Below are 12,929 nucleotides of genomic sequence, written 5' to 3' on the forward strand. Positions count from 1 at the left end.
ATGGATCATCAACACTAGTGAAAAGATATCATCTTTTTTGAAATCCCCTTCAGCCTATTTTTATATGGTCATTCTCGATGATATCCTGCTAGCGGTGAACGGGCTTTAGCTTTAATTCAATTGATAATGTAGTGAATAAAAACAGCTCCGTTATTTCAAGTCGATACGTTTGCTCATTGATGGTATAGGTTTTGTTTTCAATCGTCTTTTTTAATAAATCCTTGCTTTGATAGACGGTTTCGATATCTTTGGCGACTAGGTGGGATACATCTTCTTTGACGCTTTCTTCAATATGAAATTTCATATAGGAATCGAGTTTATACTCATTTGCGTTGACAAGCTGGATGCGAATTTCTTGGACGGTCAACTTTTTTTTGTTCAGTTTGTTTAGTTTAATATAATCTTCCTGCCAAATTTGAATATCGCTGTTTAAATCAGCAATTTTGTCTTGAAGTTCAGTGATCTGGCGCACCTGCTTTTCTTGCAATACACCAAATAAATGTAAAAATATGAACCAGCTTAGGACCGCACCGATCGCGGCACCGGCAAAAAAACGCTGCCAAGTTTTGTCGCGATAGTATGGAGGAATTCTCATGAAGAAATATGCTCCTGTGTCAGCCATGTAATAATGGTAACACCTGTTTGTGCGCCACCGATCGCGGAAATAATGAGCAGAAACTGCTTGACAATGTCACGTGTTTCTCCTGAAAATAAGCCGCGCTCGACTGTATAAAACGTGTCAAATGTCCCGCCAATTGCGGCTACGACCGCCCAAATTTTTAAATCCATCGCAAAACGATACATGGATGTCAGCGGTGGCTGTCCCATCAGAAATGCCCCGATTCCGCCAATGCCTGCTCCTCCTAAAAGAACTCCAAGAGCAATAAAGTAGCTTTGAATAAACGCCGGTAAAAACGCAAGTTTCGTTCCCATCATCGCCTCATTCCTTTCTTTAAACATATATATGGACGAACAGATATAAGTATGTTTTGCGTTGCCAAAGTTTTGTCGACTATAATGAAGGAAAAGGAGGGAGGAGCATTGTCGTTTGTCCACCTTCATGTACGGAGCGGCTATAGCTTGTTAAAGAGTGCAGTAAAAATTCATGATTTAGTGAAAAGAGCGAGTGAACTGGGTTTTAGGTCGTTAGCTTTAACAGATGAAAACGTACTATACGGGGCGGTGACTTTCTATCAAGAATGCCAAAAATATCAGATTAAACCGATCATCGGTATGATTACACATATTAAAGTGGGAGAGAGGGAAGCGTATCCGCTGGTGCTTTTAGCAAAAAACAATATAGGTTATCGCCATTTAATGAAAATTAGCAGCATCATTCAAACAAGTGAACCTGATGGAATCCCAGAAGAACGGCTTCAGCGTTATAGCAATGAGCTGATCGCCATTTCTCCAGGAAAGGATGGTTATGTTGAGTCATTAGTGAGAAGAAATGAGTTCGAAAAAGCGCTCAAGTGCATGGCCTCCTATAAACAACTATTTGGAGAGGATGCTTTTTATCTGGCGGTTCAACGGCATGGTGTGGAAGAAAAATGGCAGCATGAGCTTGTACAGCTGAGCAAGGAAACGAATACGCCGCTTGTTGCTACCAACGATGTGCGTTACATCGAGAAGGAAGATGCTTTCGTTCACGATTGCTTGCTTGCAATTCAGCAGGGGATGAAACTTCATGATGAAGGAAGGAGAACGCTTGGAAGTGACGAATACTATTTAAAATCAACCGATGAAATGGCAAGCCTGTTTGCTGATTTGCCTGAAGCAGTAAGCAATACGGAAAAAATTGCTTCCCTGTGCCAAGTTGACATTGAATTAGGCAGATTGCGGCTTCCTAAATATCCTGTACCAGCAAACGAAAATGTTCATCAGCATTTGGAGCGTCTTTGTTTGAAAGGATTATATGAACGCATCCCGTCTCCATCATCGGAATATCTTGAGCGCCTTCGTTATGAGCTCAAAACGATTGAGGAGATGAATTTTAGCGACTATTTTTTAATTGTCGCTGATTTTATCAGCTTTGCGCGAGAACAAGGAATCACAATGGGACCGGGACGCGGTTCAGCTGCGGGATCGCTTGTGGCCTTTACTCTGTATATTACCCATGTCGACCCTGTTCAGTATGGTTTATTATTTGAGCGTTTTTTGAATCCTGAACGCGTTTCTCTTCCTGATATTGATATCGATTTTCCGGATGAGCGGCGCGATGAAGTGATTCAGTATGTGGCACGCAAATACGGAACGCAACATGTTGCTCAAATTATTACATTTGGTACATTTGGAGCGCGAGCCGCTATTCGCGATGTCGCTAAGGCCATGGGAGTGCGTCCGGAAGAAATAGAGCAAATCGCAAAGCATATCCCTAACAAAATGGGGATCACACTGCAAGAAGCATATGACCAGGTCCCTTTGTTAAAAAAAGCTGTTCAGACATCGCCAGAGCTGCGAAAAGTCTTTGCTACAGCATTGCGATTGGAAGGGCTTCCAAGGCATTCATCCACTCATGCGGCCGGGGTGGTGATAAGCGAACAGCCACTGTCGGACATCGTACCGTTGCAGCAAGGGCATGGCGACATTTACTTAACTCAATATCCAATGGACGTATTAGAACAGCTTGGTTTGTTGAAAATGGATTTTCTTGGCCTGCGTACTTTAACCTTCATTAGCAATGTGTGCAAGCTGATTTATCAAAAAACAGGGAAATTTGTTGATGTACAAAATATTCCGCTCCACGATGAACGAACGTTTGCCTTGCTAAGCAGAGGAGATACAACAGGAATTTTTCAATTGGAATCAGAAGGGATTAAAAACGTACTGAAGCAGCTAAGACCGTCGCAATTTGAGGATATTGTCGCCGTCAATGCTTTATATCGTCCGGGACCGATAGACTTTATTCCAATATATATCAAAAGAAAGCATGGGCATGAAGCCGCTGTCTTTCTTCATCCGGACCTTGCTCCTATTTTACAGTCAACATACGGGGTCTTGATTTATCAAGAGCAGATTATGCAAATAGCAGCAAAAATGGCTGGCTTTTCATTAGGTCAAGCTGATTTATTGCGGCGAGCGATAGGGAAAAAGAACAAGGAGATTCTTGATCAAGAGCGATCCCGCTTTGTCAAAGGATGTATGGAGAAAGGATATGACAAAACGCTTGCTCATGAACTATACGATTTGATTGTCCGCTTTGCCAATTATGGATTTAACCGAAGCCATGCGGTTGCTTACAGTATGATTTCCTATCAATTGGCCTATTTAAAAGCGCATTATCCGCTATATTTTTATGCGGCTTTATTGACTGTTTCCATTGGAGACGAAGAAAAAGTGAGCTCATGCATACAAGAGATGAGACAACGGAAGATTGTGCTGCTTCCGCCTTCGATTAATCGAAGCTATTATTCATTTTCCATTGAAAACGGATCAATCCGTTATAGTCTTGCAGCGATTAAGCATGTTGGTGCTCAAGCGGTCAACGCGATTATTCAAGAAAGAAAAAAACGTCCGTTTTCCGATTTATTCGATTTTTGTCTTCGCCTATCCAAAAAAACGGTGAATCGGAAAATGATCGAATCTCTCATATTGGCAGGTTGTTTTGATGAATTTGGCATTGAGCGTGCAACATTGCTGGCAAGTGTCGAAGTAGCGATGGAGCATGCTGAACTGATGGGACCATATTATGAGTATGATGAAAGCGATCAATCAAACATAGCCGGACTATCTTTTAAACCAAAATATGTAGAAGCCTCTCCGTTTTCTTTTGACGAAAAGCTTCAATATGAAAAGGATTTGCTTGGTGTGTATGTCTCGCCTCATCCCGTTTTAGCGCATCTTGATCAATTTCAAGCGGCAGGAGCAGTGCCGGTCAGTTCGATCAAAAAAGAGCAAAACGGCTCCTATTTACGGATTGGCGCCTATATTCTTTTGGAGCGCAAGACGAGAACGAAAAAAGGCGAAGAAATGTCGTTTTTGACAGTAAGCGATGAAAGCGGCGAATTGTCCGCTATTGCTTTTCCTGAAGTGTATCATCGCTATCATTCTTCCTTAAAAAAAGGCGAGATTTTGTTGCTGGAAGGAAAAATAGAAGTCCGGCAAGCGGCGATTCATTTCATTATCAAAAAGGTGATTCCGCTCGATGAGCTGGACAAGCCAACGCTTTATTTAAAAATTTGCCCTGATCATATTCACAGCGGAAAAATGGCAAAGCTCAAAACGATTTTGGAGCATCATCACGGTTATGTACCTGTCGTTCTCTATTATGAAAAAGAGCGCAAAACGGTGAAGCTGTCTGACGAATACCAAGTGAACGCTTCTGCTGACTGCCTAGCAGAATTAAAAGCATTGTTAGGAGGCACATATGTTGTGCTAAAATAATGTTTTCTTTACTAATGCTTCATTTTATTATATTGTATAAACATTAGGTGGTCAGACCAGTTATGGTCGTTTCATATTTAAAGGAATGAATGTATGTGTCTTTGCGTAAAGAGGCCTTATATATTCATAAAGCGCATGAAGGAAAGCGAGAAATGATAGCTGGAGCTTGGATAGCGGAAATGATTCGTTCGCTGAATGGCCGGCCAATGATTTTTGCAATGGCCAATCCGGTTCTGGAAATGATGCCGAAAGAAGCACTTCAAGCAGGAGCTGTTGTCGTTGGAACAGGATGATCGGATGATCCGAATCAAGTCGATCATGTTCTGGCGTTTCCAGGCATCTTCCGAGGTGCTTTAGAGGTTCGGCGCGATAAATGAATGAAAAAATGAAAATCGTTGCTGTGGAAGCAGTCGCTTCACTTGTTTCAGAAGATGAATGGCGTACCAGTTGATCCGCGGTTCGCATCGGTTGTTGCAGCTAAGCCAGCGGTGAAGACAGGAGCTGCCCGCATTCGTATGAGTTCTGAAGGAATGGAGAGTAAAACAAGACAAATGCAGCGATGATGTAGGCGAGTGATCATGAAAGGATGACGGAAAAAGTATACGTTGAAATTTTGCAAAGTATTTATCATATTATTGAAGAAGACGGGCTTGTCGCAGGAGATAAAATTCCTTCTGAGCGGGAATTGTCCGAAAGGCTGAAGGCGGGGCGTTCCTCTGTAAGGGAAGCGCTCCGCTCCCTTGAATTTCTTGGGCTTATTGAAACGAGACGCGGAGAAGGAACCTATTTAAAGAAATTTGGTGAGCATCAGTTCATTCAATTGCTAGGCATGTTTATTTTACAAGAAAAAAAAGCCAATGCTGACCTCGTGGAAACAAAGCAGCTGATCGAACAGCTTGGCTTGACGCTAGCATGCGAGCGCAGAACGAAAGAACAGCTGAATGAGCTTAAAGCGATGATTGATCAACATTCCATTGACTATGAAACATTTTTTCAGTGGGTATTTCAAGTAGGAAATAATTATTTGCTTGAACGGATTTGGCGAGTTCTAAGCGATTTTTTCCAGCTTCATCATGATACACGATCGTTTCCGCTTGCTTTTTACCAGCAAATGCACATCGTTTTAGAAAAGCAACAGCTTCTTGATGCTCTCAAATTGTTGACCGAGAATACGGCCACACCATTATACCGATTGCCAAAGGAGGGAACACCCTTTGCTTAAAGAGCTATTTACAAAAAAGAAAAAATATGCTTCTGTTCCTTCAGAGCAAGTAAAACAAGACGTTCCTGAAGGAATTATGACAAAATGTCCAAAATGCAAAAAAATTATGTATACAAAAGAGCTAATGAAAAATTTGCGTGTTTGCATGAGCTGCGGCTACCATCATCCTCTGCCAGCGCGCGAACGCATTGATAGCTTGCTTGATGAAGGAAGCTTTCAGGAATACGATTCAGAAATGATTTCCGAAAATCCCCTCCAGTTCCCTGATTATCTTGAAAAATTGGAGGCAGATCGCCGCAAATCGCAATTAAACGAAGCGGTTGTGACAGGAACGGGAACATTAAATGAACGCCCTCTTGTCATTGCTGTTATGGACTCGGCGTTTCGTATGGGAAGTATGGGATCCGTTGTCGGTGAAAAAATTGCGCGAGCGGTCGAAAAAGCAAGGGAGCTTCAGGTGCCATTTGTCATTTTCACCGCTTCCGGGGGAGCACGTATGCAAGAGGGAGTGCTGAGCCTGATGCAAATGGCGAAAACGAGCGCGGCATTAAAGCGGTTTAGCGATGACGGCGGGCTGATCATTTCGATTATGACCCATCCAACAACGGGAGGAGTATCGGCAAGCTTTGCTTCACTTGGCGATTATAATTTTGCTGAGCCTGGCGCATTAATTGGATTTGCCGGCCGCCGGGTCATTGAGCAAACCGTGCGCGAGGAGCTGCCGGAAGACTTTCAAACAGCGGAATTTTTACTTAAGCATGGACAGCTTGATGCGGTGATCCATCGGCACGAATTAAAGGAGACGTTAGCGAATGTGCTTGATATTCATCAGACAGGAGGCGATGGCGAATGGTGGGCGAATTAGAATTTGAAAAGCCGCTGATTGAATTGCGCAAGAAAATTAGTGAATTAAAAGAGTTCACTCAAACAGCCGATGTAGATTTATCGGCGGAAATTGAAAAGCTCGAGGCGAGACTTGAAAAGCTAGAAAATGAAACATACGCAAATTTAACGCCATGGGATCGCGTACAAATTGCTCGTCATCCGAATCGGCCAACGACGCTTGATTATATTGAACGGCTGTTTACCAATTTTTTAGAATGCCATGGAGATCGCTTGTTTGGCGATGACGAAGCGATCGTTGGAGGAATTGCGAAATATCATGGCCTTCCTGTAACTGTAATTGGTCATCAGCGCGGCAAAGATACGAAGGAAAACATTCGCCGCAATTTTGGGATGCCTCATCCGGAAGGATATCGCAAGGCCTTACGTCTGATGAAACAAGCGGAAAAATTTAATCGTCCGATTATTTGTTTTATTGATACAAAAGGTGCCTATCCAGGAAAAGCCGCAGAAGAACGCGGACAGAGTGAGGCAATTGCAAGAAATTTATTTGAAATGGCAGGATTGACGGTGCCGGTGGTTTGCATTGTGATCGGTGAGGGGGGAAGCGGCGGCGCTTTGGCGCTTGGTGTCGGCAACCATATTCATATGTTGGAGAATTCAACGTACTCAGTCATTTCTCCAGAAGGAGCCGCCGCGATTTTATGGAAGGATGCATCGCTTGCAAAACGGGCTGCTGAAACGATGAAGATTACTGCTGCTGACCTGCAAAAGCTTGGAGTCATCGATGAAATTATTCCTGAAGTTCGCGGTGGCGCTCATCGCAACTTAGATGAGCAAGCCCAATCGATTGATGCGGTGCTGAAGCAATCTTTGCAGGAGCTCCTTCCATTAGACGGCCTGGCTCTTGTCGAACAGCGCTATCGAAAATTTAGACAAATCGGTCAAATTGCTTTTTCAGAAGATTATTTAGAAGTAAAATAAAAATAGAAACGAAGCTGTCTCATCGATTGGGACAGCTTTTTGCCTATCAAAATTGAACGATATCCATCGAGCAGCCTTTCCCTTCGAAACGACGTGTAGGTGAGAGAGGTTCATTTAAGGCCAACCAAGAGTTTTCTATTGTTTTCAGCTACTCTTCATGGTATTTTATACAATGTATGAGGTCGGACATCTTAAGGGGTATGGAAAGATCGATGAACATGAGGTGAGCAAAATGAAGAGAATAGGTGTGTTAACAAGCGGCGGCGATTCACCAGGAATGAATGCGGCGATTCGTGCAGTTGTGCGTAAAGCCATTTATCACGGATTAGAGGTTTTTGGTATTTACCACGGGTACGCAGGACTCATTGAAGGAAAAATTAAGAAACTAGAAATCGGCGATGTAGGGGATATTATTCATCGCGGAGGAACGATGCTTTATACCGCACGCTGCCCGGAATTTAAAACACTTGAGGGACAACTAAAAGGAATTGAACAGTTGCAAAAGCATGGAATCGAAGGGCTGGTTGTTATTGGCGGAGACGGTTCCTATCAAGGGGCAAAAAAGCTTACCGAACACGGATACCCATGTGTAGGGGTGCCGGGAACAATCGATAATGATATACCTGGAACGGATTTTACAATCGGTTTTGATACAGCGTTAAATACCGTGATTGATGCAATCGACAAAATTCGTGATACAGCTACCTCTCATGAACGCACATATGTGATTGAAGTCATGGGACGTCATGCTGGCGATATCGCGCTTTGGGCGGGGCTGGCAGGCGGTGCTGAATCGATTTTAATCCCAGAAGCAGACTATGATATGAATGATATCGTCGCCCGTTTAAAACGAGGACATGAACGCGGGAAAAAACATAGTATTATTATTGTCGCAGAAGGCGTCGGAAGCGGAGTCGAATTCGGCAGCAAAATTCAAGAGGCGACCGGGTTTGAAACGCGTGTAACGGTATTGGGACATGTACAGAGAGGCGGTTCTCCGACCGCATTCGATCGCGTATTAGCAAGCCGTTTAGGAGCGCGCGCAGTCGAGCTGCTGCTTGAAGGACAAGGGGGCCGCTGTGTCGGCATTCAAAATAATCAGCTAGTGGATCACGATATCATCGAAGCATTATCGCACAAGCATACGATTGAGCCAAAAATGTACCAATTGTCAAAAGAACTTTCCATCTAGAAAGCGTGGTATCGTTACCATAAAGATGGATGAAAGGGAGAATGCAAAAATGCGGAAAACGAAAATTGTTTGTACGATAGGTCCCGCAAGCGAAAGTGTTGAAACGCTTATTGAGCTTATTGAAGCAGGAATGAATGTGGCGCGTTTGAATTTTTCGCACGGAGATTATGTAGAGCACGGACAACGAATAAAAAATATTCGTGAAGCAGCCAAGCAGACAAGAAAAACAGTAGCGATTCTTCTTGATACAAAAGGCCCGGAAATCCGTACGCACAATATGAAAAATGGGGCGATTGAATTAAAAGAAAACTCGCAAATTATCATCTCGATGGATGAAGTGCTAGGAACAGAGGAAAAATTCTCTGTCACGTATGAAGGGCTCATGAACGATGTTGATTTGGGCGATAAGATTTTGCTTGATGACGGTTTAATTGCTCTTGAAGTAATCGCTGTTCATAAACAGGAACGAGAAATTGTCGCGAAAGTATTAAACAGCGGCATCCTGAAAAATAAAAAAGGGGTCAATGTTCCAGGAGTTCGCGTCAATTTGCCTGGCATTACCGATAAAGACCGCCAAGATATTTTGTTCGGCATCGAAGAAGGAATTGACTTTATTGCTGCTTCTTTTGTGCGCCGCGCTTCAGATGTGCTTGAGATTCGTGAATTGCTTGAGGCGCAAAATGCGCTGGATATAAAAATCATTGCCAAAATTGAAAATCAAGAGGGCGTCGATAATATTGATGAAATTCTTGAAGTGGCAGACGGATTGATGGTGGCTCGCGGCGATTTAGGAGTTGAGATTCCGGCAGAAGAGGTTCCGCTTGTACAAAAAGAGCTAATCAAGAAATGTAACGCTCTTGGCAAACCAGTCATTACTGCGACACAAATGTTGGACTCCATGCAGCGCAATCCGCGGCCAACGCGAGCGGAAGCAAGCGATGTCGCGAATGCCATTTTAGACGGAACAGACGCGATTATGCTGTCAGGAGAAACAGCGGCAGGGCATTATCCGGTCGAAGCTGTAAAAACGATGCATCGCATTGCCTTGCGCACAGAGCAAGCGTTGCAGTATCGTGATTTGTTAGTACAGCGAACAAAAGAGAGCGGTACGACGATTACGGATGCGATCGGCCAATCGGTTGCTCATACGGCGCTAAATCTGGATGTGGCAGCTATTGTCACGCCGACTGTTAGCGGGCAAACCGCACGGATGATTTCGAAGTATCGACCAAAAGCGCCGATTATGGCTGTTACATCAAGCGAAGCTGTGTCAAGAAAACTTGCGCTTGCTTGGGGAGTATATACACAAGTAGCACCGCACGTTAATTCGACCGATGAAATGCTTGATATTGCTGTGGAAGCTGCCGTAAAATCCGGCATCGCTAAACACGGTGATCTAGTGGTGATTACTGCGGGCGTGCCGATTGGAGAAACGGGTTCAACCAACTTAATGAAAGTGCATGTCATTGGTGACATCATTGCGAAAGGACAAGGCATCGGCCGCAAATCAGCTTTTGGAAAAGCGGTAATTGCTAAAACGGCAGAGGAAGCAAAGGAGAAAATGGTCGAGGGCGGCATCCTAGTCACATATAACACGGATGCTGATATGATTGAAGAGCTTGGAAAAGCGGCCGCCATTATTACTGAAGAAGGCGGTTTAACAAGCCATGCTGCTGTTGTTGGACTAAGTCTTGGCATTCCGGTCATTGTTGGAGTAGCAAATGCTACATCTATCTTAAAAGATGGTCAAGAAATCACAGTGGATCCGGGTTTCGGCGCCATCTATCAAGGACATGCAAGCGTGTTATAAGCTATAATAAAACAGAGAAGTCCAAATCTTCTCTGTTTTTATTTTTTCCAAGGAAGGATGGAGCCAAATGAAAATCTTGGTGGTGCTGTTTATTCTTATTCCAGCTCTTGAGATCTCTTTATTTGTCCTGTTCAGTCACCTAGTTGGAGTCTGGCTGACGATTGCTTGTATCGCGATGACCGGCATCGGTGGAGTGTGGTTAGCGAAGCGTCAAGGGTTGACTTTGCTTCAGGAAGCAAGATGGGAACTAATGCATGGGCGTCTTCCAAACGGGGCATTGTTGGATGGAATATGCGTATTAGCAGGCGGCTTTTTATTATTAGTACCAGGCTTTCTGACTGATGTCATTGGCTCCCTTCTGCTTTTTCCAGCTACAAGAAGGATGGCCAAACCCATCATCGCTCGCTGGCTAAAAACGTTGATTGAAACCAAAACATTTTTTTATGTAAGAAGATAAGAGAGCCCTTCTATGTACGAAAAGAAGGGCTCTTCAAACTGTTGATAAGCGCTTCTAATTGAGAGGAACGGATGCTTAAAATAGAGATAGACAAAGTCAACAAGGACTTTGTCTACCAATGATCTTATGTGCTAGGTTTTCCTTTAATAAACTGCCAAATGTCACGGAATACATTGGCACTATGCAAAGCACGAATAATGACAAGGAGCACCGGGCCCGCAATAAGGCCCAGAAACCCGAGCAATTTAAAGCCAACAAATAAAGCAATTAATGTGGCAAGCGGATCAAGACCAATCGAGGATGATAAAACTTTAGGTTCCATAATTTGCCGTTGAACAAGCACAACGATATACAAAACGCCCAACCCGATGGCGAAGGGAACGTCTCCGCTGACAGCGGAGTATATAATCCATGGAACAAAGACAATTCCTGTTCCTAGATAAGGCAAAATATCAACGATACCGATAATAAGCGAAATGGTAATCGCGTAATCGACCCGTAAAATCAGGAGGCCAATTAGAACAATGACGGTTGTAATCGAAATGAGCGTCGCTTGTGCTTTAATAAAACCAAACAGCGCCTTTTTTAAATTCATAAATACGGTACGTCCGCTCGTTTGCGCTTTAGCCGGCAATAAACGCTGAGCAGCGCCGCTCCAACGATACCAATCTTTACTAATAAAAAATGTAGCGAGCAATGAAAAGATAATGACAGTTGCTGCATTTGGCAGCCAGCCGATCAGCTGTGGAATGTTTTGCAGCACATTTTGCACAAATGCGCCGACGGTTGTTGCCACTTTTGTGCCTACCGCTTGAATGTTGTTCATAATGGTATCTTGCTGGCTTGCATCTAGGCTTTTGAATAAAGTGGCCCAATCTTTATATATTGGGATAATTTGGCTAGCAAAAAAGTCCTCAATATAGAAAACTAACGTTTGGAAATGGGTCGGCACTACCGCTGCTAAATATTGAGTGCCCGATACAATCTCGGCGATCAGCAACGTAACCAATCCTGCCAAGACGGCAAACAATAAAACTAATATGAGAATAACCGCTAAAGATCTCGGCATTTTTGCTTTTTTTTCTAAGTAGTTGACTAATGGGTTAATCATAAATGCAATAAAAAAAGCAATAATAAAGGGATATGTAACGGTTGCCGCATAATAAATAGCAGTGATACCCAGTACAGCAGCCGCAACGACAAAAAGAAAGCGAAGAATGCTATATAAGTGGTTATGGGACAAAATTCCACCTCCGAAATTCTCCTATAAATATTATATAGATATCACTTCATATTCGTATGGACATGAAGCTCATGTTGTTTTTACACAGTCGAGTCACTGAACATCAAACCGCTTCACAGGCTCGTAGATGGAGCTGATAGCGGCGTTGCGTTGTTGCCATTCGTTCGCGTGGTGTAAAGGTAAGTTATGAGACTCTTCTGTATAGTATTATATTACATTTTATATACGCTAATGAAAAGCGAGAGGTTTCAATTTATTCATAGAAAGGAAGAGGATCTTGTTGAATCAATCTGTATTATTTTTACTCATTTTATTATTTATTGGCATGATAGCCAAAAATCATTCACTCATTATTGCGGTCGGTGTGCTGCTTGGGATTAAGCTGATCGGATTGGAAGGAAAGTGGCTGCCAGTTATTCAGGCAAAAGGAATTAATTGGGGAGTGACAGTGATTACAATTGCCGTGCTTGCGCCAATTGCGACAGGGGAAATTGGATTTAAGCAGCTTGGTGCTTCGCTTCAGTCGCTATCTGCTTGGATCGCGCTTTTGTCTGGCGTATTTGTTGCTTTAATAGCTAAAGGAGGAGTGACGCTGTTGTCCACGGATCCGCATATGACCGCCGCTCTTGTGCTTGGCACGATTATTGCCGTCTCTCTTTTCCACGGCGTAGCTGTTGGTCCGCTGATTGGTGCAGGCATTGCGTATATGGTTATGAAGGTGATAGAATATTTATGAAAATCATTTTTTTATGATAATATTATAGAGAATAAGTCGTTTTGATTCACAAAAGTCAG

11 protein-coding genes and 1 pseudogene are annotated in these 12,929 nt (G+C 43.3%); 9 read left to right on the forward strand and 3 right to left on the reverse strand.

Annotation, left to right across the window (positions count from 1 at the left end):
* Nucleotides 1-88: 88 nt before the first annotated feature.
* Both ytrI and GFC28_RS16530 read right to left on the reverse strand, forming a co-directional pair.
* A complete protein-coding gene (gene ytrI / locus GFC28_RS16525) occupies nt 89-595 on the reverse strand; it encodes a sporulation membrane protein YtrI (protein ID WP_044745941.1) in 507 nt (168 codons plus the stop codon).
* Entirely contained in the window at nt 592-933 is a 342-nt protein-coding gene (locus tag GFC28_RS16530) for a sporulation membrane protein YtrH (protein ID WP_044745942.1), read from the reverse strand. The genes ytrI and GFC28_RS16530 overlap by 4 nt, the downstream gene beginning before the upstream one ends.
* 108 nt (nt 934-1,041) lie before the next feature.
* On the opposite strand from GFC28_RS16530, the gene dnaE reads away from it, so the two are divergent.
* The 8 genes and pseudogenes from dnaE (at nt 1,042) to GFC28_RS16570 (ending at nt 10,891) form a co-directional block, all read left to right on the forward strand.
* Nucleotides 1,042-4,383: a DNA polymerase III subunit alpha gene (gene dnaE, locus GFC28_RS16535; protein WP_044745943.1), complete on the forward strand. Its 3,342-nt coding sequence runs from the start codon at nt 1,042-1,044 to the stop codon at nt 4,381-4,383.
* 158 nt (nt 4,384-4,541) lie between these two features.
* Nucleotides 4,542-4,946 (forward strand): annotated as a pseudogene (locus GFC28_RS19895) (malic enzyme-like NAD(P)-binding protein); the annotation flags it as partial.
* A 23-nt stretch (nt 4,947-4,969) separates the two neighbouring features.
* Nucleotides 4,970-5,605: a FadR/GntR family transcriptional regulator gene (locus tag GFC28_RS16545; RefSeq protein ID WP_044745945.1), complete on the forward strand. Its 636-nt coding sequence runs from the start codon at nt 4,970-4,972 to the stop codon at nt 5,603-5,605.
* The gene (gene accD, locus GFC28_RS16550; RefSeq protein ID WP_044745946.1) at nt 5,598-6,470 is read left to right on the forward strand and encodes an acetyl-CoA carboxylase, carboxyltransferase subunit beta; all 873 of its coding nucleotides are present in this window, start codon (nt 5,598-5,600) and stop codon (nt 6,468-6,470) included. The genes GFC28_RS16545 and accD overlap by 8 nt, the downstream gene beginning before the upstream one ends.
* A complete protein-coding gene (gene accA / locus GFC28_RS16555) occupies nt 6,455-7,432 on the forward strand; it encodes an acetyl-CoA carboxylase carboxyl transferase subunit alpha (RefSeq protein ID WP_044745947.1) in 978 nt (325 codons plus the stop codon). Before accD ends, accA begins: the two co-directional genes overlap by 16 nt.
* 232 nt (nt 7,433-7,664) lie before the next feature.
* On the forward strand, nt 7,665-8,624 hold the full coding sequence (gene pfkA, locus GFC28_RS16560; protein WP_044745982.1) for a 6-phosphofructokinase: 960 nt from the start codon (nt 7,665-7,667) through the stop codon (nt 8,622-8,624).
* Nucleotides 8,625-8,673: 49 nt separating this feature from the next.
* The gene (gene pyk, locus GFC28_RS16565; RefSeq protein WP_044745948.1) at nt 8,674-10,434 is read left to right on the forward strand and encodes a pyruvate kinase; all 1,761 of its coding nucleotides are present in this window, start codon (nt 8,674-8,676) and stop codon (nt 10,432-10,434) included.
* Between the two features lie 67 nt (nt 10,435-10,501).
* Nucleotides 10,502-10,891 (forward strand): FxsA family protein, encoded by a 390-nt coding sequence (locus GFC28_RS16570; protein ID WP_044745949.1) that lies wholly within the window; start codon nt 10,502-10,504, stop codon nt 10,889-10,891.
* Nucleotides 10,892-11,015: 124 nt separating this feature from the next.
* On the opposite strand, the gene ytvI is transcribed toward GFC28_RS16570, so the two are convergent.
* Nucleotides 11,016-12,134 carry a sporulation integral membrane protein YtvI gene (ytvI, locus tag GFC28_RS16575; RefSeq protein ID WP_044745950.1) on the reverse strand — a complete coding sequence of 373 codons (1,119 nt, stop codon included), beginning with the start codon at nt 12,132-12,134 and terminating at the stop codon, nt 11,016-11,018.
* Between the two features lie 280 nt (nt 12,135-12,414).
* Between ytvI and GFC28_RS16580 the strand changes: the two genes are divergently transcribed.
* Nucleotides 12,415-12,870 carry a DUF441 domain-containing protein gene (locus GFC28_RS16580; RefSeq protein ID WP_044745983.1) on the forward strand — a complete coding sequence of 152 codons (456 nt, stop codon included), beginning with the start codon at nt 12,415-12,417 and terminating at the stop codon, nt 12,868-12,870.
* Nucleotides 12,871-12,929 lie beyond the last annotated feature (59 nt).

The organism is Anoxybacillus sp. B2M1, from assembly GCF_001634265.1.
Taxonomy (GTDB): domain Bacteria; phylum Bacillota; class Bacilli; order Bacillales; family Anoxybacillaceae; genus Anoxybacteroides; species Anoxybacteroides rupiense.